The 20,369-nt window shown below is 67.0% G+C and carries 22 protein-coding genes; 11 read left to right on the top strand and 11 right to left on the bottom strand.

Annotated features, from left to right (window positions below; translation table 11 throughout):
* Positions 1-28: 28 nt before the first annotated feature.
* The 3 genes from ACFC4D_RS30865 (at position 29) to ACFC4D_RS30855 (ending at position 2,773) form a co-directional block, all read left to right on the top strand.
* Positions 29-517, top strand: coding sequence for a cupredoxin family copper-binding protein (locus tag ACFC4D_RS30865; RefSeq protein ID WP_376068494.1), 489 nt, complete (start codon positions 29-31; stop codon positions 515-517).
* Between the two features lie 20 nt (positions 518-537).
* Positions 538-1,440, top strand: a complete 903-nt coding sequence (locus ACFC4D_RS30860) for a metallophosphoesterase family protein (RefSeq protein WP_375955986.1) — start codon at positions 538-540, stop codon at positions 1,438-1,440.
* A 112-nt stretch (positions 1,441-1,552) separates the two neighbouring features.
* A complete protein-coding gene (locus tag ACFC4D_RS30855; protein ID WP_376068492.1) occupies positions 1,553-2,773 on the top strand; it encodes an Ig-like domain-containing protein in 1,221 nt (406 codons plus the stop codon).
* Between the two features lie 10 nt (positions 2,774-2,783).
* Here the strand turns inward: ACFC4D_RS30855 and ACFC4D_RS30850 are convergent, their stop codons facing one another.
* A complete protein-coding gene (locus tag ACFC4D_RS30850) occupies positions 2,784-3,803 on the bottom strand; it encodes an oxygenase MpaB family protein (protein WP_376068490.1) in 1,020 nt (339 codons plus the stop codon).
* Between the two features lie 110 nt (positions 3,804-3,913).
* Between ACFC4D_RS30850 and ACFC4D_RS30845 the strand changes: the two genes are divergently transcribed.
* The 4 genes from ACFC4D_RS30845 (at position 3,914) to ACFC4D_RS30830 (ending at position 7,459) form a co-directional block, all read left to right on the top strand.
* The gene (locus ACFC4D_RS30845; protein WP_375954279.1) at positions 3,914-4,543 is read left to right on the top strand and encodes a TetR/AcrR family transcriptional regulator; all 630 of its coding nucleotides are present in this window, start codon (positions 3,914-3,916) and stop codon (positions 4,541-4,543) included.
* A 159-nt stretch (positions 4,544-4,702) separates the two neighbouring features.
* Complete coding sequence (locus tag ACFC4D_RS30840) at positions 4,703-5,629, top strand: nitrilase-related carbon-nitrogen hydrolase (protein ID WP_376068690.1); 927 nt, start codon at positions 4,703-4,705, stop codon at positions 5,627-5,629.
* A 90-nt stretch (positions 5,630-5,719) separates the two neighbouring features.
* Positions 5,720-6,352 carry a TetR/AcrR family transcriptional regulator gene (locus ACFC4D_RS30835; RefSeq protein ID WP_364631303.1) on the top strand — a complete coding sequence of 211 codons (633 nt, stop codon included), beginning with the start codon at positions 5,720-5,722 and terminating at the stop codon, positions 6,350-6,352.
* Between the two features lie 93 nt (positions 6,353-6,445).
* On the top strand, positions 6,446-7,459 hold the full coding sequence (locus ACFC4D_RS30830) for an NADP-dependent oxidoreductase (protein ID WP_376068488.1): 1,014 nt from the start codon (positions 6,446-6,448) through the stop codon (positions 7,457-7,459).
* Between the two features lie 18 nt (positions 7,460-7,477).
* Here the strand turns inward: ACFC4D_RS30830 and ACFC4D_RS30825 are convergent, their stop codons facing one another.
* Both ACFC4D_RS30825 and ACFC4D_RS30820 read right to left on the bottom strand, forming a co-directional pair.
* A complete protein-coding gene (locus ACFC4D_RS30825) occupies positions 7,478-8,131 on the bottom strand; it encodes a hypothetical protein (protein ID WP_375954283.1) in 654 nt (217 codons plus the stop codon).
* A gap of 48 nt (positions 8,132-8,179) precedes the next feature.
* On the bottom strand, positions 8,180-8,827 hold the full coding sequence (locus ACFC4D_RS30820) for a hypothetical protein (RefSeq protein ID WP_376068486.1): 648 nt from the start codon (positions 8,825-8,827) through the stop codon (positions 8,180-8,182).
* A gap of 282 nt (positions 8,828-9,109) precedes the next feature.
* Between ACFC4D_RS30820 and ACFC4D_RS30815 the strand changes: the two genes are divergently transcribed.
* Positions 9,110-10,315 (top strand): PucR family transcriptional regulator, encoded by a 1,206-nt coding sequence (locus ACFC4D_RS30815; protein WP_376068484.1) that lies wholly within the window; start codon positions 9,110-9,112, stop codon positions 10,313-10,315.
* Between the two features lie 140 nt (positions 10,316-10,455).
* On the opposite strand, the gene ACFC4D_RS30810 is transcribed toward ACFC4D_RS30815, so the two are convergent.
* Entirely contained in the window at positions 10,456-11,361 is a 906-nt protein-coding gene (locus ACFC4D_RS30810; protein WP_376068483.1) for a LysR substrate-binding domain-containing protein, read from the bottom strand.
* A 79-nt stretch (positions 11,362-11,440) separates the two neighbouring features.
* On the opposite strand from ACFC4D_RS30810, the gene ACFC4D_RS30805 reads away from it, so the two are divergent.
* Both ACFC4D_RS30805 and ACFC4D_RS30800 read left to right on the top strand, forming a co-directional pair.
* Positions 11,441-12,097 (top strand): SDR family oxidoreductase, encoded by a 657-nt coding sequence (locus ACFC4D_RS30805; protein ID WP_376068481.1) that lies wholly within the window; start codon positions 11,441-11,443, stop codon positions 12,095-12,097.
* A 162-nt stretch (positions 12,098-12,259) separates the two neighbouring features.
* A complete protein-coding gene (locus ACFC4D_RS30800) occupies positions 12,260-12,496 on the top strand; it encodes a hypothetical protein (RefSeq protein ID WP_376068479.1) in 237 nt (78 codons plus the stop codon).
* Positions 12,497-12,611: 115 nt separating this feature from the next.
* On the opposite strand, the gene ACFC4D_RS30795 is transcribed toward ACFC4D_RS30800, so the two are convergent.
* Positions 12,612-13,583, bottom strand: coding sequence for an alpha/beta hydrolase (locus ACFC4D_RS30795; RefSeq protein WP_376068477.1), 972 nt, complete (start codon positions 13,581-13,583; stop codon positions 12,612-12,614).
* Between the two features lie 150 nt (positions 13,584-13,733).
* A complete protein-coding gene (locus ACFC4D_RS30790) occupies positions 13,734-14,273 on the bottom strand; it encodes a hypothetical protein (RefSeq protein WP_375954297.1) in 540 nt (179 codons plus the stop codon).
* Between the two features lie 218 nt (positions 14,274-14,491).
* Between ACFC4D_RS30790 and ACFC4D_RS30785 the strand changes: the two genes are divergently transcribed.
* Positions 14,492-15,430, top strand: coding sequence for a hypothetical protein (locus tag ACFC4D_RS30785; protein ID WP_376068475.1), 939 nt, complete (start codon positions 14,492-14,494; stop codon positions 15,428-15,430).
* Between the two features lie 90 nt (positions 15,431-15,520).
* Here ACFC4D_RS30785 and ACFC4D_RS30780 read toward each other — a convergent pair whose 3' ends face one another.
* The 5 genes from ACFC4D_RS30780 to ACFC4D_RS30760 all read right to left on the bottom strand — a co-directional run bounded on the left by ACFC4D_RS30780 (position 15,521) and on the right by ACFC4D_RS30760 (position 20,360).
* Complete coding sequence (locus ACFC4D_RS30780; RefSeq protein WP_375954300.1) at positions 15,521-15,925, bottom strand: hypothetical protein; 405 nt, start codon at positions 15,923-15,925, stop codon at positions 15,521-15,523.
* Positions 15,926-16,038: 113 nt separating this feature from the next.
* A complete protein-coding gene (locus ACFC4D_RS30775) occupies positions 16,039-17,682 on the bottom strand; it encodes a hypothetical protein (protein WP_376068473.1) in 1,644 nt (547 codons plus the stop codon).
* 119 nt (positions 17,683-17,801) lie between these two features.
* Positions 17,802-18,152: a nitroreductase/quinone reductase family protein gene (locus ACFC4D_RS30770; RefSeq protein WP_376068471.1), complete on the bottom strand. Its 351-nt coding sequence runs from the start codon at positions 18,150-18,152 to the stop codon at positions 17,802-17,804.
* Positions 18,153-18,240: 88 nt separating this feature from the next.
* On the bottom strand, positions 18,241-19,386 hold the full coding sequence (locus ACFC4D_RS30765; RefSeq protein ID WP_375954305.1) for an acyl-CoA dehydrogenase family protein: 1,146 nt from the start codon (positions 19,384-19,386) through the stop codon (positions 18,241-18,243).
* Positions 19,387-19,547: 161 nt separating this feature from the next.
* Positions 19,548-20,360, bottom strand: a complete 813-nt coding sequence (locus tag ACFC4D_RS30760) for a lysophospholipid acyltransferase family protein (protein WP_375954307.1) — start codon at positions 20,358-20,360, stop codon at positions 19,548-19,550.
* Positions 20,361-20,369 lie beyond the last annotated feature (9 nt).

Genomic DNA, 20,369 nt, shown 5'->3' with positions numbered 1-20,369 from the left:
GACGAATCCGATAGGGAGGCCCGGACCCATGAGACTTATCCGCAGCCGTCGGCGCACGGCCCTGGCCGTCGCCGCCGTCGCGACCGCGCTCACGCTGAGCGCATGCGGCGGCGGAGGCGACAAGGCCACGGACAATCCCGCTCCCACACCGGTTTTCGCTTCCGGCACCGATACTCCCGGGATGGTGCCGGGTGGCAGCGGACCGGCCATGCCCGGCATGCAGGGCACGTCCAGCACGGCAACGGCGCCGGCGGACGCGAAGGCCGGTCCGAACGCCGTCACCATCGATAATTTCGCCTTCGCCCCGGCCACCCTGACCGTTCCGGTCGGCACCACGGTGACCTGGACCAACCGCGATGAGGAACCGCACAATGTGGCGGCGAGCGACGGCGGCTTCCATTCACCGAATCTCGGTGCGGGAGCGACGTATACCTTCACCTTCACCAAGGCGGGCACCTTCGCCTACATCTGCGCGATCCACCCGTTCATGCACGCGACGGTGGTGGTGACGCCGTGACCGAGGACGATCCGCAGGGGATGACCCGCCGCCAATTGCTGCGGCACAGCGCCTGGTTCGGTTCGGCGGTGAGCCTGGCGGTGGTGGGCGGTGAGGTGGTCTCGCATATCGCGGGCACCGCGCAGGCCGCCACCGGACGCCCGACGCTGCGCTTCGCCCAGGTCAGCGACAGCCACATCGGATTCACCGGCACGGCCAACGCCAATGTCACCGATACCTTCAATGAGGCCATCGGACAGGTGAATTCGCTCGGCTACACCCCGGACTTCGTGATCCACACCGGCGATCTCACCCATCTGGCCACGCCCGAACAGTTCGATCAGGTGCATCAGATGCTGGGCGGACTGAGCACCCCGCACGTGTTCACCGTTCCCGGCGAACACGATTCGAGCGATGACGGCGGGCAGCGGTATCGCGACACCTTCGGCCGGGGCACCCGGGGCGACGGCTGGTACAGCTTCGATATCGCGGGCGTGCATGTGATCGGGCTGGTCAACACGCTGAATCTGCAGGCGCTCGGCCACCTCGGCGTCGATCAGCTGGAGTTCATCCGCAAGGATGTGGCCGGATTGTCCAGTGACACACCGATCATCGTGTTCAGCCATATCCCGCTGTTCGCCATGTACCCCCAATGGGGCTGGGGCACAGACGATGCCACCCAGGCGCTGAGCTATCTGCGCCGGTTCAGCTCGGTCACCTGCCTCAACGGTCATGTGCACCAGCTGTTCACCAAGACCGAGGGCAACATCACCTTCTACAGCGGCACCACCACCGCCTATCCGCTGCCCAAACCGGGTGACGGTCCCGCCCCGAAACCGGTGACCCTGCCCGCGGGCAAGCTGCACGATGCGCTGGGAATCAGAGAGGTCACCTATCAAAAGGGTCAGCAAATGCTGGCGATCAAGGACCAAACGCTGAAGTGAGGTAACAAGTCGATGACTTTGTGCCGTTCCGCGTCTCGCCGGGGCGCTACGGAACGAATGCAAACGCAAGATGGTCTACTAGGCTGAGCAGTAACAAGATGGAGGGAGTCCCATGCCACTCCACCGTTTTCGATCTTCCGCCGCCACCTGCATCCTGGCGGTCCTGATCGTGGTGATAGCAGCATGTTCGTCGTCCTCCACACCGAATGGCACGCCCGGGCCGGATTCGCCGGTGACGCAGGCCATCACGCTCACTCCCGCGGAGGGCACCGGCAATGTCGACCCCTCCGTACCGGTCGAGGCGAGCACGTCCCGGGGAGTGCTCACCGCGGTCACGCTGACCAATGACGAGGGCCGGACCATCGACGGCACCTTCACGCCCGATCAGACGGCGTGGAAGCCCAATGTGCAGCTCGGCTACGGGCGCACGTACACGCTCAAGGCAGAGGGTATGGGTCTCACCGGTTCGACCGGGCCGGTGACCTCGACGTTCACCACGATTCAGCCCGCGAATCAGACCAAGGTGTACCTGAACACCACCGGCGGGGAGGCGCTCGCCGAGGGCGGCACCTACGGCGTGGGCACCGTGATCGTCGCGCATTTCGACGAGGACATCACCGATCGCGCCGCCGCGCAGAAGCGCCTGATCGTCACCACGACGCCCAAGGTCGACGGCGTCTGGTACTGGATGGACAACCGCAACGCGCACTGGCGGCCCAAGGATTACTACGCGCCCGGCACCAAGATCAGCGTGGCCGCGAACATCTATGGCGTCCAGGTCGGACCCGGACTCTTCGGACAGGAAGACAGCAAGGTCAACTTCGTCATCGGGGCCGCGCACGTCTCCATCGCCGATGACAACACCCATATGGTCGACGTGTTCGAGAACGGCAATCTGATCCGCTCCATGCCCACCTCCATGGGTCGCGGCGGCAGTGAGACCATCGCCGGGCACACCATCACCTTCTGGACCCAGCCCGGGGTCTACACCGTGATGGACAAGGCCAATCCGGTGATCATGGACTCCTCCACCTACGGCCTGCCGATCAATTCCCGGCTCGGCTACAAGGAGGCCATCGGCTGGGCCACCCGGATCAGTACGGACGGCATCTATCTGCACGCGCTGGACTCCACCGTCTGGGCGCAGGGCAGTCAGGACGTCTCGCACGGCTGCCTGAACCTCAGCTCCGAGAACGCACGCTGGTTCTTCGACTACGCGCTCCCCGGCGATGTGGTGGAGGTACGCAATACCGGCGGCGCACCGCTCGAGGTCTGGCAGAACGGTGACTGGGGCATGCCCTGGGACGAATGGGTCGCGGGCAGCGCCAAATAGCCGGAACCGCCTATGCCGCAGTCGTTCGCAGCCTGCGGGCGTGAGCGACCAGATCCATGGCATCGGGTCCGGTGATGCGGCGTTCGAGCGCGTCGGCGAAGGGCCGCACCGTGAACACCCGCGCGGCCGGACGGGTCAGGCGCAGCGAGAGATCCAGCAATGGATCCAAAACCGCTGGGACACCGAGGTTCCGGCGGGCCGGGCGGGGCAGCATGGCGATCAACTGCGGGGTGACCGCGCCCGCCAGGGCCAGGGGTGCGAGCTCGGGCAGATGCGCGGGTGTTAATCCGCGCAGCATGGCGAGGAATGGACCCACCACGAGGTCCGGTCCGAAACCGTCGATGACGCCGTAGGTGTCGGCGATGCCCGCGTAGTACTCCGCGACCGCGCGGCAGGTGGTGGGGACCTCCTCGGGGTTCGCGCCCATGAGCACGCCGAATTGCTTTGCCTCCAGCCAGAATTGATCGCGATCACGCGGAGTGAGCCGATGCGGGCGGCGCAATCCCTCGAAGGCGGCGTTCTCGTAGACCAGCAGCGCCGCCTGCATGATCGTCACATGCGCGAACAGCACCAGTTCGGGGCCCTGCGCGGCATACGGCTGATCGGTGCCGGGGATGGTGCCGGTCATCGGCGCGTGATAGCGGCGCAGATGCGCGGCCACTCGATCGGCGGTTTCCCTGTCGCCCAGGATGATCGGGACCGGGACGCCCACCGTGCGCTGGGCGCGGCGCACCGCCATGAGCGGGCTCATACTGCGGCTGCGCCGCCCCGCGACGGCCAGCGGATCATGGTCGTGGATCACCGCTTGCAATGGGATGTGCGGTAATTCGAGCAGCGCCGTGACGGGGGCCAGGAACGCGGTGACGGCCGGATGCAGCACCACCCGCCACACCTGTGATCCCGGACCGAAATAGCCGTAGTCGTGCTCGCCCGATCCGGCCGGGGTGGGGATGGGACCGCGCCGCCAGATGCGGGCGTTCTGATGTGCCCTGGCACGTTTCTTCCCGGCGCGGATATTCGCGGATGTCATGGCCGACCACCTCTTCGTGCTCATATCGGCTGTGCCACAAGCGTATTGACCAGTCGCCCGACTTGACAAGTCGCGTGACTTGTTCGTATCCCGACCGGTATCGTGGGCGGGTGTCGGTCACGGCGGGAAAAACCAAACGCACCCGGGCGGAACAGCGCGAGGACACCCGCACCGCGATTCTGGACGCCACCATCGCCAGCCTCGTCGAGCACGGGCAGGCCGCCACCACCACGCGCGGGGTCGCGGAACGCGCCGGAGTGAGTCAGGGCGCGGTACAGCACCACTTCCCCACCCGGGGTGAATTGCTCGACGCCGCGGTGCGCCGGATGGCGGATCAGAGCGCCCGGGCCGTTGTCGAAACCTATTCCGCCGTACAGGGATCCGATCGGGAGCGGGTCGCCGAACTGGTGGACGAACTCTGGTCGCTGGCGCGACTCGCGCCCATCGGCGTCGGGCTGGAACTGCTCACCACCGCCCGCACCGATCCCGAAATGGCCGATACCGTCGCACATTTGGTGGAGCACATCGAGACCACCATTTTCGCGGTCGCACGGCAGGTGCTCGGTGAGCTGGCCGATCAGCCCGGCGCGCGCGATTGGATGCGCATCACGGTCATCACCATCGCGGGCGTGCTGCTGACATCCGCGGTCCCCGCCGCCGCGAGCCTGGTGCCGGAGTGGTCCACCGTGCGGCACCACATCATGACGAGTTTCGACACCTGGCGCGCAGAGTACCGCTGATTCGCTGAGTCGATATTCAGTTTTTCGACGCATTCTTCGATTCTCATGGCATCTAGATGGGGACTTGACTGACTGAGTTTTCAGTTACAGACTGGCCGCATGAGTCAGCACGATTTCGTCCTCACGACCGCCCTCACCCCGCCGCCGTCCTACGCCCGGATGAGCGATACCGATCGCGCACCGCTGCGCGTCGGCCTGGTTCAGCACCGCTGGCTGGCCGATCCCGCCGAATTGCGGGCCCAGCTCGACGCGGGCATCGGGCTCGCGGCGGCGCAGGGCGCTCGCGCGGTATTCCTGCCCGAGCTCACGCTCTCGCGCTATCCGGCCGATGTGCCCGCCGCCGAGAATCCGGGCGCGACCGCCGAGGACCTGCTGACCGGACCGACCTTCGAATTCGCCGCGGCCGCCGCCCGCGAACACGGCGTACTGGTGCACGCCTCGCTCTACGAGCGCGCCGAGGGCGCGGACGGACTCGGCTTCAACACCGCCATCCTGGTCTCGCCCGAGGGCGAATTGCTCGGGCGCACAAGGAAACTGCATATTCCGATCAGCGCCGGATACTACGAGGACACCTACTTCCGGCAGGGCCCGCCCGAGGGCGATCCGCATCCGGTGTACCGGCCCGCCGCCCTCGACGGTGCGGCGCTGGGCCTGCCGACCTGCTGGGATCAGTGGTTCCCGGAACTGGCCCGCAATTACTCGCTCGGCGGTGCGGAGATCCTGGTGTACCCCACCGCCATCGGGTCCGAACCGTCCATGCCGAGTTTCGACACCCAGCCCATCTGGCAGCACGTGATCGTCGGCAACGGCATCACCGCGGGCACATTCATGGTGGTGCCCAACCGATTCGGCGATGAGGGCGGTGTGAACTTCTACGGCTCCTCGTTCATCTCCGATCCGTACGGCCGCATCCTGGCGCAGGCCCCGCGCGATGCCGCCGCCGTCCTGGTCGCCGATCTGGACCTGGCCCAGCGCGCCGACTGGCTGGACCTGTTCCCCTTCCTGACCACACGCCGCCCCGACACCTACACCCGGCTCACCGCACCGGTCGACACCGATCGCCCGTACGGCCTTGTCGTGTCCTGACCTTGGATACCGGGAGTGGGAGCCCGGGGCGGCGGTCGCCCGGGGCTCGGGGCTAGCATGGCCGCACATTCGGAGGGTGAGGTTGAAACGGTGAAGGACAGCAGCGGGCCGAACCGCCGGGAGGCGATCCTGCAAGCCAGTGCCACCGCGATCGCCTCACGCGGGGTGCGCGGTCTGCGGGTCAGCGATGTGGCGGAGGTGGCCGGGGTGTCCCCCGGACTGCTCTACTACCACTTCAAGGATCGGGACGGTCTGCTCGCGGCGGCGCTGACCTACATCAATGACCGCGCCCGCACCTACCGCACCGCCGCCGGGGCGGGTGAGTCCGCGCGCGAGCGGCTCATCCACCAGATCCTCGACGAGATCCAGGACCGCGCCGAAGTCCGGGAGAACTCGCTGGCCTGGAACGAGTTACGCGCCTGCGCCGTCTACGAGGAAGCGCTGCGCGAACCGCTCACCCGCACCTCGCGCCGCTGGAGCGGGGAAATCTCCGACACCATTCGCGTCGCCCAGGCCCTCGGCGAAATCTCCGGCGCGGTGGACGCCGACCACCTCGGCGGTATCGCCACCGCCCTCACCGAGGGCCTGTCCTCGCGCTGGCTCTCCGGCGAACTCGATACCGACGAGGCCCGCGCCCAACTCCGCCAGGCTTTGGAAGCCCTTCTGCCGCAGCCGGTCCCGCAGAGCCGGGGTCGCCGGGGAGCGGCGACCACCCGCCGCTGACGCGGCCCGGTGACCGGGACGCCTCCCTGAATCGAGGATGATCGGGGCGTCCGTGTTTCAGAATGGGGCGTCGCCCAGCGAAAGGTCGTGCCGATGAAGAGCACCCGTATCGTGCTGGCTTCCCGTCCGACGGGAATGCCGCAGCCGGAGAACTTCCGTACCGAGACGGTGGAGTTGGAGCCGCCCGCGCCGGGGCAGGCGCTGTTGCAGACGCTGTATCTCTCGCTCGATCCGTATATGCGCGGGCGCATGAGTGATGCGCCGTCGTACGCGCCGCCGGTCGAGGTCGGCGAGACCATGTGCGGGGCAACGGTTTCCCGGGTCGTGGAGTCGAGCGATCCGGCCTTGCAGCCCGGTGACGTGGTGCTGGGTTACGGCGGGTGGCAGACGCATTCGATCGAGTACACGCAGTATCTGCGCAAGCTCGATCCGGCCGCCGCACCGCTCACCACCGCGCTCGGCGTGCTCGGAATGCCCGGATTCACCGCCTATTCCGGGCTGCTCACCATCGGACAGCCCAAGCCCGGTGAGACCGTGGTGGTGGCCGCGGCCACCGGGCCGGTCGGAGCGACGGTCGGGCAGATCGCCAAGATCAAGGGCGCTCGCGCGGTCGGTATCGCGGGCGGCCCGCAGAAGGTCGCGCTGCTGCGGGAGAAGTTCGGCTTCGACGCCGCCATCGACCATCGCGCACCGGATTTCGCCGAACAGCTGGCCGCCGCCACCCCGGACGGTATCGACGTCTACTTCGAGAATGTCGGCGGCGCGGTATTCGACGCGGTGCTGCCCCGGCTCAACAAGTTCGCACGCATCCCGGTGTGCGGCCTGATCGCCTCGTACAACGACACCGAACTGCCGCCCGGACCGGATCGCATGGGTCTGCTCATGGGGCATATCCTGCGCAAGAGTCTGCTGCTGCGCGGCTTCATCCAGACCGAATTCCTGGATCAGTTCGACGAGTTCTATCCCGATGCCACCGGTTGGCTCGCGGACGGCAAGCTCACCTATCTCGAGGATGTGGTGGACGGCCTCGATAACGCGGTCGCCGCGTTCCAGGGGCTGCTCACCGGGAAGAATCTCGGCAAGTTGAGCATCAAGGTCGCGGATTAGGCTGCGCCGGAGCAGCTTTCACTGCATGGCGGTGATGTAGGGCCGCAGGCCGAGTGTGATGTCCACGCATGCCCCGAGCAGGACATCACGCTCGGTGGGGTCCGGTGCGCGCTGCAAGAGCAGCCGGGTGCCCAGAATCGGGGTGGGCAGCGGCTGTCCGGCCCGATCCCACCAGATATAGGTGTCGTACAGATCGTTCGCGATCCGGCCCAGCGTCCAGCCGCCCGCGGTGCGCACCACATCGAGGCGGCCGAACTCCGCGCCCATGCGATCCAGAATGCGCAGCCGGAACAGCTCAGGCGATTTCGGATCGTCGGCGGGCACGAAATGCAGCAGCGTCCCCGCCGTCGAACCCACGGCCGTGGAGGTGTCGGCCCGGTTGATGGTGCCGATGGAGCTGCCGTCCGCGCGGCTCAGCACGGTCGGCGCGGCATCCTTGGACTGCACCCAGACGACCGACCCGTCGGCGTAGGTGATGCGATGCCGGCCGGTGCCGCCGTTCTTGAAACCGAAGAGCATGGCCATCTTGCCGCCGAAACCGTCACCCGCCCCCTGCACACCGTCGGCCAGCGGGTCCCCCGGCCCGGACTGGAAGGTGATCTTCAGGGCATTGGAGAGTTTGTGGACGACCCGACCTTCGATCATCATCGAGCCGCCCCGCGGGGCTGACATCCGTCGATGGTAGGCCCGGATACGACCGCGCAGACCCGAATTCGCAGTTCAGTTGCCGTTCGGATGACCGACCACGGTGAGCGCGGTGGTCCAGTCGGTGGCGATGGCCCCCTGCGCGTCGGTGAGCGCGACCTTGCCGGTGCAGACCAGACTGTGCAGCTGGTTCTCCACCTTGTCCTTCGGATTGGCGATGCCGGCCCCCGGCTTGTGATCCGGTGACGGCGGTTCCACCCAGAGATTGCGTGGATCGTTCGGATCGCCGCCGAGCTCCAGCGAGATGAGATGGTCGTATTCGGCGTCCTTCGGATCACCGGTGAAGGCATAGGACTTGATATTGGCTTCCTTCTCACGGCCGGTGATATTCGAATTCGGCCGAATCGAGGCGGTATAGCCGGATTTACAGATGGTGTCGGCCAGATTCGCGGCGGTCACCTTCGGATTGGTCGCGCCGGGCGTGCACGCGGGATCCGGAAGTGGTTGTCCGTCAGTGGTTTTGCCGAAGTGGCAGGTACCGGGCGCGGGCTGGGCCTGCACCGTGTACTGCACCGGGCCGGGACCGACCGGTACGGTCACATTCTGCTGTTTGGCGGGCGGCCCCGAAACCACCTGGGCCACATGGTTTGCCGGATGTGTGGCACAGCCCGCCGCGACCCCGAGGGCCAGCAGAGCGATGGACAGGCCCTTGTACGCGTTCATAACAATCCTCGAATCCCGCCGCGAAGCATCCCAATTGTGCGCTATGCCTTGGGAACACGCGCAGTGACGACATGCGGGAGGGAAATTCCGGTCCTGTGGTCCTACCAATCAGCACTCCGGCACACCGATTGTTCCCACGACCGGGAACTGTGCCCGCGCACAGCTGAATTGGCTCAACCATGCCCGAGCACGCTCGAATACCTCACTAATCGGGCCGATTCGATCGTTCGACTCTCGCGGTACTGTGCACGGCAACAATTCTGGACGGTACGATCAATTGCCATGAACACCTCGAACACCCTGCCCGGAGGGTTCGTGGCACGCGCCAGCACCACACTGCTGGAGCGCATCGACGATGTGGTCGACCGGGTAGCAGCGGAAATCGAACGAGCCGAACCGGTTTACGGAAATCTGCGCGCGGTGACGCCGGAGGACCTGCGGCGCGCCAACCGCGCCAACCTCGAAGCCATCCTGGGACATCTGGCCGGACGCCGCGAAATCGGCATCGCCGCACCGCGCAGCACCGGCCACCGCCGCGCGGAGACCGGAGTACCGCTACCCGCGGTGCTGCGCGCCTACCGCATCGGCTCCGGTGTGGTGTGGGACGAACTGCTCGCCATGGCCGGGGACGATCCCGAGGCCAGTCGCGAACTGCTCGGAATCGCCTCGCACGTCTGGAAATTGGTCGACGACTACTCGCAGGCGCTCACCGACGGGTATCAGGAGACCGTGGCCGAACAGCTGCGCCGCGATGCCCGCGCCCATGACGCGGCGCTGGAGGCACTGCTCACCGGGCAGGTCGACGGCGCTCGACTATGGGAGTGCGCACGCGCGCTCGGACTACCCGCGCAGGGGTCGTACGTGGTGGTGGCGGCCACCACCGGCACCGCCGCGGCCGAGGCGCTGCCCGGGGTGGACCGCGGGCTGTCCATGCTGGGCGTGGCCTCGGCATGGCGGGTGCGCGCCCACAGTCATATCGGAATCATCAGTCTCACAGCACGTTTCACCGAACCTCGACTGCGCGCGCTATTGGCCGAACGCAGTATCGGGCGGGCCGGGATCAGCTCGGTGTTCACCGCGCTCACCGAAGCCGCGGCCGCCCTGCGCCAGGCCGAATTGGCCTGTGCCGCGGCGCAGCCCGGTTCCCACCAGGTGCTGCGCTACGACGACGCGCTGATCCCGGTACTGCTCGCGGGTTCACCGGAGGCGGCGAGCGCACTGGCGCGCACCGTGCTCGGGCCGATTCTGGCGCTGCCCGAACACGATCGCGAGGTACTGCTGGAGACCATGCGCACCTGGTTCGACCAGGACGGCGAGGTCTCCGCGGTGGCCGCGGCACTGTTCTGCCACCGCAATACGGTCCGCTTCCGCATCAACCGGGTGGCCGAGTTGACCGGGCGCAGGCTCACCGAACCGCGCGCCGCCACCGAGATCCAGCTGGCCCTGGAGGCCCGCCGCATCCTCGGTGACGCCGCACCGGATAAGTGAGATCCGGATTCGGTCACCGGTCACGAAGTCCTCGAAGGTCGGGGGTGGCAGTTCGAGCTGGGCGCGGCTATCCGCGCCCAGCGCCTGCGCCGGTGTGCCGCGCCGAGCAGGGATTGCCGTCCACCGCCGCGGTGTTCGCGTCAGCTGTCCAGCTTCGCGGTGATCGCAGCGGGGACCTGGATACCGCGGCGCAGTACCGCCGCGGTGAAGGCGCGTACCAGCACATCGCCGGGAGTCCCTTGTAGACAGACGATTTCGCGACTGACGGTGGGGCGGACGTGACGCAGAGCCGCCGGGAGGCCGGTGGGAAGCGCGGTGGTGGGGACCAGGGCCACACCTACACCGGCGGCGGCCAGTTGTGCAGCGGTGGCGGCCTGGCGGGTGCGCATGGCCACGGTGAATTCCACTTCCTGACGGGCGGCCTGTGCGTCCAGCCAGCCCGCGAGGCCGTTATCCGGGTGATAGTGGATGAGGGGCTCATCGCGCAGGTGCCGCAGGGTGAGGTGCGGGCGATCTGCCAGGGGATGGCCCGGCGGGAGTACCGCGATGATCTCCTCGGTGCCGATGACCTCGGTAGCGCCGGTCCAGCGGCTGGGCCGGGGGCCGATGGCCAGATCCGCAGCGCCCGAATCGACCAGGCGGGCAAGCTCATCCGCGCTGGTGGCCTCGGTGAGCGCCAGGCGCACCAGCGGATTGCGGCGCAGCCAGCCGCGCAGCACGGGTGCGAGAAGTCCGGCGGTCATGCTCTCCGCACAGGCCAGGCGCAGCGATCCGCCTTCACCGCGCGCGGTCGCGCGACCGCCGTTCATGGCGCGATCGACGGCGGCAACGGCCAGGCGCGCCTCCCCGATCACGCTGTCCCCCACCGCCGTCGGGCGCACACCCCGGGGTAGCCGCTCCACCACGGGCGCGCCGATCTCACGTTCCAGCGCGGCCAGTTGATGGGACAGCGCGGGTTGTGACATATGCAGTCGCGCCGCCGCCTCGGTGATCGATCCGGCGTCCACGACCGCGATCAGACATTCCAGTGCGCGCAGCGTAGGCATTCGCGAATTCTATGGCAGTGATCGAAAACCTTCAGATCGCGATGGGATTATCGGCCGGGCGGGAGACGCTGATCGGGATATGACAACACTCGAGAACAAGACCCTGGTGATCATCGGCGCGAGCTCCGGCATCGCCGCCCGCATCGCCGCCGATGCGACCGAACAAGGCGCACAGGTGATTTCGACCGGCCGCCCGGAGGTCGACCTCGCCGATGAATCATCGATTCGGGCCCTGGCCGAACGCGTCGGCGAACTCGACTACCTGATCACCCTCGCCGCCGACCACGCCAACGGGCCCGTCACCGAACTGGATCGCGCGGCCGTGCACCGCGCGTTCGACGCCAAGGTCATCGGCCCGATCCTGCTGGCCAAACACTTCGCCCCGCGCTTCCGCCCCGGCGGTGCGATGCTGCTCTTCTCCGGCGTGGCCGCCTGGCGACCCGCGCCGGGCCGCAGCGTCATGGCGAGCACCAATGCCGCCGCGGCCACCCTCGCCGAGGCGCTGGCGGTCGAACTCGCACCGCTGCGCGTCAACGCCCTCTCCCCCGGCATCATCGATTCCGGAGCCTGGGACGGACCGGCCAAGGATGCCTTCTTCGAATCGGTGGCGGCCCGGAACCCGGCCCGCCGCATCGGCACTCCCGCCGATATCTCCGCAGCCGCACTGCTGGCCCTGACCAATCCGTTCCTCACCGGAACGACCCTGCATGTGGACGGCGGCGGCCGCCTGGCTTGATATCGCGTCGGCCGAATCACCCTGACGCCGTGCGGTTTCGGCGTTCGGGCGAGCCTCGGACCAGCACCTTCAGAATCTCCAACCAAACGGTTGCAAATGCGTCGCGAAAGTGATCTACTCACATCTGCAACCAAACGGTTGGAGTTTCGAACGGAGTCTGAAATGACTGTCACAGCCCCCACCACCGCCCCCTCGGTGCACGTTCGCGCCGCGATCACCTGGCTCGCCATCTTCCCGATGGTCGCCCTCGGCATGACCCTGATGGCCCCGTTCACCGCGACCTGGCCGCCCGCCCTGCGGGCCCTGGCCCTGACCGCGGTCGTGGTGCCCACTGCGGTGTACGTGGTGGTGCCCCGCCTGATGGCGGCACACCAGCGGATCACCCACCGGCACAACTGAACTCGAAGGCGGCCGATCGATGACCTCGGCGCACCGATCGGCCGCTGAATAGGCGTGGCGAACCATCGCCTTGCACCGGGACCGAGCCCGGGCGGGATTTTCCCGGGCAGTACCGCTACGGCGTCGACACCCCTTGCGCGACAGCCTCATTCACGCCCAGTCCGCGTCGCAGCGCGGCCAGCTGATCGGCGGCCGCGCGCACGCTGACCGCGGCACCGGCCACCAAGCCCGAACCGTGGAAGGTGCCCGGGTACAGATGCAATTCGACCGGCACACCCGCGTGCGCCAGGCGCTGGGCGTAGTCGATGCCGTCATCTCGCACCGGGTCGAACTGGCTGGTCGAGATGTACGCCGGGGGCAGACCGGAGAGGTCGGTGGCGCGGGCGACGGCGGCGTAGGGCGATACGTCCGCACCGCCGGGTGCCACACCGAGATAGTGCTCCCAGATCACCCGCAGGCTGGGGCCGTCGAAATTCGGGGTGTCGTCATAGGCGGTGGCGGACAGGGTCCGCAACCTGTCGTCCGTCGCGGGAAAATCCAGGAGCTGGAAGCTCACCCCGGGTCCGCCGCGATCACGCGCGAGGAGTGCGAGACCGGCGGCGATGGCTCCGCCCGCACTGTCACCGGCCACCCCGATGCGGGTGCTGTCGACGGCCAGTTCACCGGCGCGGTCCACCACCCAGCGCAGGGCGGCGAAGCAATCGTGCAGTCCGGCCGGGAAGGGGTGCTCGGGCGCGAGGCGGTAGTCCACCGACACCACCACGATGCCGAGTTCGGCGAAGCGAATCATCTTGGCGTGCACCATCTCCAGGTCACCAAGGACGAATCCGCCACCGTGGACGTAGAGCAGCGCCGGGAACGGTCCGGGACGATCCGCGGGAGCGTAAACACGCACCGGCACATCGACTTCGGCGTCCTCGGTGCGCGCGATCAGATCACGGATATGCACGGACTCGGGAACCGCCACCGGCGGGCGAGCCGAGAACAGCGCGCTCATCTGCGCCCGCGCGGCGGGGACGTCTCGGTAATCGGCGGGTCTGAGCTGGTCAACCCACGGCTCCAGCTCCGGATCGAACGCGTGTGCCATGTAGGCGGTGAACCCGGCCCGTCGACCGCCTATTCCCCGATCGGACAACATTTTCGGACTCGCCCGCCCCGCGAAGAGTCCGCAACCACGCGATTGCGCCTGGGCGGTGCGGCTCGGCCCGCTCGGATCCGCACCGCCGCGCGCCCGTGATCAGGTCAGGGCGAAGGTCAGCAGCGCCGCGGCACCACCGGCCCCGCGCGACCAGGAGTAGCCGAACCAGACGCCCGGGGTGATCTCGCGGATCTCGTCGTAGATCTGCGGGGTGGGCGAGGGCGCGTAGTTCAGCGCCCAGGTCGGGCGGCCGTCCAGAATGGCGGGCGCGCTGTACACATCCGCGCGCCACCCCTCGATGCCGGCGCCGGTGATGCGGTTCTCCAGATAGCCGCCGTTGGGTCCGGTGTAGAAGGTCTTACCGATCCACACCAGCGGAGTCCACGCCTGCATATCCACCGGCCGGATCACCCAGCCGTTCTTGACGCCCATCGGGACCGCGCCCTGATCGGCATCGCGGAAGATATCGTCCTGCTGCGCGGGCGAACACCGAAAACGCAGTGAGTCAATGGTTGCCGCGCGATCGCCGTTGTACAGGACGCAACCGCCGCCATAATCGGCATCCGCGGCGGCTATCGGCGCGGTGAAGGGATTGAGCGCGAACGCGGTACCTAATCCGGCAAGGGCGAGCAACCTCACCAGGGCATATCTCAGTGTTTCGCGGCGTGAGTGCATCACTGCCTCCAACGGTCGACCCCGACCTAACAGCGATGCTAGTTCGCTATGAGATAGCTACGAACAAGTGCAATACAAACGAGACCAAATGGTCTTCTACCTGCGGCGTCGTATCCGCACATTGACAGCCAACTGCCAGCTGGTTCACGAAACCCGCGCAGCTTCGCGGCGATTAATTGACCATGGCTCGGAAAATTTCTCGATCGCCGCGGACGCGGTGGGTATGGCTCGCCCTCGGCTGCCTGGTCGCCGTGATCGCCGTGGCACTGAGCGTGCCGAGCGCGGTCGCCGCGGCGCGCGATACCGGCGCCCCGGGACAGCACCCCGTCACCACCACCCAACCGGTGGAGACACCGGTACAGGTGGCCCCGCCGACGACTCCCCAGCAGACGCCCGCCATGATCGCGCAGCAGATGCAGACCGCGATCCAGGCAGCCTCGCCCGGCAGCACCGTCGGCATCGACGTCGTCGATATCGGTTCGGGCGCGGTCCTGGCCGACCTCAATGCCGATCAGCAGTTCTACACCGCCTCGGTGGTGAAACTGCTCATCGCGCTCGACGAGCTGAAAACCCAGAATTGGCAGGCGGATTCGGATACCGCGGCCGAACTCACCCAGATGCTCGCCACCAGCGATGACGATATCGCCGATACGCTCTGGGACGCCGACGGTGGCGGCGAAATCGTCACCCGCATGGCCGATCTCATCGGACTGCCCGGCACCCAGGCGCCCGAGGACAACGCGCAGTGGGGCGAAACCCTCACCACCCCACAGGATGTGGTGAAACTGCTCGACTACCTGAACGACACCGTGCCGCTGCCCGCGCGCACGCTCATACTCTCCGCGATGCGCGGGGCCACCCAGATCTCCGCCGACGGCACCGATCAATACTTCGGCATCCCGGACGGACTCACCGGCGACGCCTGGGCCGTCAAACAGGGCTGGATGTCACTGGACGACTCCACCACCCTCGACACCACCGGACTGGTCGCCGCCACACCGGGCGGACCGCTGCGCTACGCCGTGGTGGTGCTGACCACCCAACCGGCCGATATGAGCTGGTCGGCAGCGGGCGCGGCACTCACCGCGGGCGTGACGCTGCTGCGCACCGTTATCGCCTGAGAGCCGTAATCGCCTGGGCGACAGGGCGATACGGGAAAGGCCCGCACGCAGCGCGGCGTGCGGGCCGATACCGAGACCGAGACGGCGGGTCTAGTCCAATGGGAGCACCGCGGCCGTACCGGTGATGACGGTATCGCTCTTGTCGACCAGGGCGGCGCGCACCTGGACCGATTGGCCCGAGGCCAGCGCCGCCGCCCCCGGGGCGGGGGTGATCGTGACGGTGGCCTTCTGCGAGCTCCCGTCGCAAGTGGGGGCGCTCAGGGTGCCCTGCGCGGACGGACGGTCGGCATTGGGGTCGCCGACCAGGACTTTGAGCCCCGCGACCCCGGCATCGGCGTCGCAGGAGTACAGGACCCCGACAACCGTGGCGTCGGCCCCCTTGACCTCGATGGAGTTGGCCGCCAACGCGGCGGGGGCGGTGGAAATCAGGCCCGCGCCCAGAGCGGCGAGGGCGAATGCGGTGCAGGCGGAACGCTGACGAATCCGATTAGTCACCATCACTCCATGGTGGCAGCACCCGTCCCGGGCCCGGCGGGAGGCCCGGTCCGCACGGCGCGTCCCGGCCGCGGACCCGAACGGGACCGCGGCGCGAGCGGCAACCGTCCGAATCAGTGCGGCTGGGACTGGCGGGTTGCCAGCTCATCCACGAAAACCTTTGCGCACTGCGCCAATTGGGCAGGGGTGAGGCCACCGAGATCCTTGGCGCAGTCGGCATTCGGTGCGGCGACCGGATTCGGCGTGGCCTCGGCGGCCGCGGCACCCGTATCGTCCAGTTTCACCAGCTGGACCGGGGTCTTGTGACTGGCACTGATATCCATCCGGTAGACGACCCGGCCGTTGAACTCCACGAATCCGCGCCAGGTATCACCGTCGATCGGGGTGAACTCGACCAGTTTGCCGCCATTGGACATGACGGTCCCGGCATTGGTGGCCAGCCAGGCGCGGGCATCGGCATCGAGATTGTCGATATTGATGCGGCGCGGGTCGCTGTCGTCGAGCACATAGACCGATTGCGCGTTGAGGTTGCCGCGATGCACTTCATCGGCGGACGTGACCGAGTACGCCACGAAGAGTTCGGAAGTGCTGCCCCGCAAGGTCATCGGGGTGACCCATTGCAGGCGGCCGGTCGCCTTATCGCGCAGCAGATACTCCGAGACATTGCCGCTCTGCGCCCCGGAATTCGCCGGATCGAACCCGAAGTGGTTGCGGTTCATGTTCTCTCGGCCCGCGGCCCATTTGGTCTCGGTGCGCTGTTGCGCGGTAAGGGATTTCGGATAGACCGGGCCCGGCAGCGCACCCGCCGCCACCTCCTGCCGGTAGTCGAGCGCGATATGTCCGTGATCACCGCGCACCACTATCACCCCGGCGGGCGCGGTCACGGTGCGATGGGTCCACGGCATGGGCGTGGTGACCGGGATGACGACGATCGGCTCCTTGCCATCGCAGTACCCCCACACATCGCTCATGTCATAGCCGATGAGCGGGTATTTCTCCTTCAGCAGATTGTTCAGGCTGTTCATCCGCGCACCGCCGAACGCCTTGTCGATGGCGTAGTCGCCGATGAAGTTGCATTCGGTGGCATTGCCCTGCCCCGTCCACTCCGCGACCCCGCCCAGCGGCACATTGATACCGCTGCCGTCCAGCACGCCGCTCCACGCGCCGTTCTTGCCGTTGAGATAGGTGATGGTATCGGTCAGCAGACTCACCGCCTGTACATCTCCCGTCGCCCGCGAGAGCGCGATCCGGGCGCCGTCCAGCGATCCCGCGCGCGGATCCCATCCCGCCGCCGACAGCTCCCCCTGTTTGATGCAACCGCGCACATCATGCCGCCCCAGAATCGCGCATCCGTCCGAATCGCGTTGTCCGCCATCACCGAGCAGATGCACCGAGCCGGGAACATGGTTGGCATCGCGGATGTAGAACGTGGTCGCCCCCGAATAGAACCGGCCCTCGTTCTTGTCCAGTGCGACCAGGAAATACCCCGCACCCACGATCGCCGTGACCAACAGCAGCGAACCTGCGATGGTGGCCGCGTTCGAATACGCGTACACGCCATAGGCGATGACCCCGGCCGCCGCGTACCCGATCAGCCACCACAGTCCGCCGCCGTGCGCGAAAACATTGAACCACCAGGCGCGCAACCCGTTCTGCCGCCCGAACCCCGGCGCCGCCACGGCCCAGAACAACCAGTACAGGCCCACCACCCCCGGTAGTACCAGCCACCAAGCGAAAACCCGTGCCCCATCCGGCATGACGACCTCCCCGCCGCACTGTGGCAGGCGATGAAACTACCTGCTCAAATGCACTGTAGCGGTGCCGATCCGGCCGCGCATCACCCCGAAAACACGGGGGCCGCGGCAGATTCGGCCGATCAGTTCGGCTGATCCAGCAGGACCCGGACCGTAACCCGGCCCCGGTCATCCCGGCGGGCGGTGGCATGCCCGCCGCGATCCGCGCCGTCCAGGTGCAGCGAGATCGGGCCGCCCTCGCCCAGGAAGTTGCGCCACCATTTCTTGTTGTCCGGCATGGCGACACCGATGGTGATCGTGTCGCCCTTGCGCGAATAGAACACCGGCGTCTTGAACGTCCGCCCGGAGCGCCGCCCGACGTAGGTGAGCTCGACGAATCCGCGCCGCATGAGCGTCCCGATGACCGGTGCTTCGGTCAGCGCGACGACCGCGCTGTTGACGCCGCGGGTGATCGATCCCAAGGTGAGTGCCATACCGGTCACCCTACCGACCGGCCGGTGCCGAAGCAGTGTCGGCCGGTGACTGTCACGTCACCGGCCGAAAATTCGAAAGCCGTTGGAATCAGGCCAGTTTCAGGGAACGGCCGATGATCTCCTTCATGATCTCGGTGGTGCCGCCGTAGATGGTCTGCACGCGAGCGTCCATGTACGCCTTGGCGATCGGGTATTCGCGCATGTAGCCGTAGCCGCCGTGCAGCTGCAGGCATTTGGTGATGAGGTCGAGCTGCTCCTCGGTGCTCCAGTACTTGGCCATGGCGGCCTCCTCCACCGTGAGCTTCTCCTGGTTCAGGAGTTCGATGCAGCGGTCGACGAAGACGCGGACGGCGGTGGTCTTGGTGGCCAGCTCGGCCAGGACGAAACGGGTGTTCTGTTGTGCGCCAATCGGTTTGCCGAACGCCTTGCGATCACGCACGTACTGGATGGTGTTCTTCAGCGAGCCTTCCATGGCGGCGGCGGCCATGACGGCGATGGACAGACGCTCCTGCGGCAGGTTCTGCATCAGGTGGATGAAGCCCTGGCCCTCGGTGCCGAGCAGGTTCTTGCCCGGGACGCGGACGTCCTGGAAGGAGAGCTCGGCGGTGTCCTGCGCCTTGAGGCCGATCTTGTCGAGATTGCGGCCGCGTTCGAAACCGGGCATACCGCGCTCGACCACCAGGAGCGAGAAGCCCATCGCGCCCTTCTCCGGATCGGTCTGGGCGACCACGATGACGATATCGGCGTTGATGCCATTGGTGATGAAGGTCTTGGAGCCGTTGAGGATCCAGTCGTCGCCGTCCTTGACCGCGCGGGTCTTGATGCCCTGCAGATCCGAACCGGTGCCGGGTTCGGTCATGGCGATGGCGGTGATGATCTCGCCGGAGCAGAAACCGGGCAGCCAGCGCTGCTTCTGCTCCTCGTTCGCCAACTCCAGCAGATAGGGGGCGATCACGTCATTGTGCAGGCCGAAACCCAGGCCCGAATACTGCGCGTAGGTGACCTCTTCGGTGACCACGGCGTTATAGCGGAAATCCTTCACGCCACCGCCGCCGTACTCCTCCGGCACCGCCATACCGAGGAAGCCCTGCTTGCCCGCCTCCAGCCAGACCGCGCGATCGACGATGCCGTCGTGCTCCCACTGCTCGTGGTGCGCGGCCACATGCTGATCCAGAAACTTTCGGAACGACTCCCGGAACAGATCGTGCTCGGGTTCGAAAATAGTGCGTTCCACGCCAACCTCCTGAGTGACCACATCGGCACATCGCCTCTGCCCATACGGTACTCGAAAGTCGAATCAGGGTTAACTTCGAACCCCGAAAAAGTGGTCCGAACTGCGCCTGTCGCCATTGACAGTGCAGATCGAAGCAGCTGAACCCCGGTAAACCTACGGGGTCAGAGACCGACCGCGGAGAGGGTCCGGCCCAGCAGTGAACGGCCGCGATCGCGGTCCCGTTCGGCGAGCAGGAAACCGAGTTCCTCCTCGAGCGCCTTACGGGTCACCGTCTGCAATTCCAGGGCGGCGGCCTCGGCATCGGTGGCATCACGCCACGGACTGGTATCGATCGGGGTGCCGAGCGAGAAATAGAAGCGCTCGGGCTTGGGCACCAGCGTCGGGCCCAGACCGCGAATCAGCGGCGGCGTCAGATTCGCGCGCAGTCCCAGACCGGTGACCGCCTTGCGCAGCGGCAACATGACCGGATGATCGCCGTCGAAGACGATGTCGTAGATGTCATCGCCGCCGACCATGGCGATCGGCACGATCGGAGCCCCGGTCGCAATCGCCATGTGCGCGAAGCCAGTTCGGCCCTCCCACAGCAGCTGATACTTCTGGCCCTTGCCGCGCATGGCTTCCCGGCCCCCGCCGGGGAACACCGCGACCGCCTCGCCCTGCTCCAGCAGCGCGGTGCAGTTACGGCGGTTACCGCGCACAACTCCCAAGCGGTGCAAGCCATCTCGCAAGATCGGAACATCGATGAGGATGTTCTCGGCCAGACCCCGCACAAGGCGGTCATGCTTGGCCAGGATCTCCGCCGCCAGCAGCGGGGCATCGGTTCCGCCCGCGAGCGTGTGATTGCCGACCAGCAGCACCGGGCCGTCCAGCGGGAAATTCTCCAGCCCGTAGAAACGCGGACTGAACCAGGCGCGCGACGGCGCGGTGATCAGTTCTATGACCCGACGATCGATGTCGGTCAACTCGACGTGCAACGGAGCACC

The sequence above is a fragment of the Nocardia sp. NPDC056000 genome, assembly GCF_042269265.1.
Classification (GTDB): Bacteria; Actinomycetota; Actinomycetes; order Mycobacteriales; family Mycobacteriaceae; genus Nocardia.
This window is presented reverse-complemented; position numbering and strand designations above follow the sequence as displayed.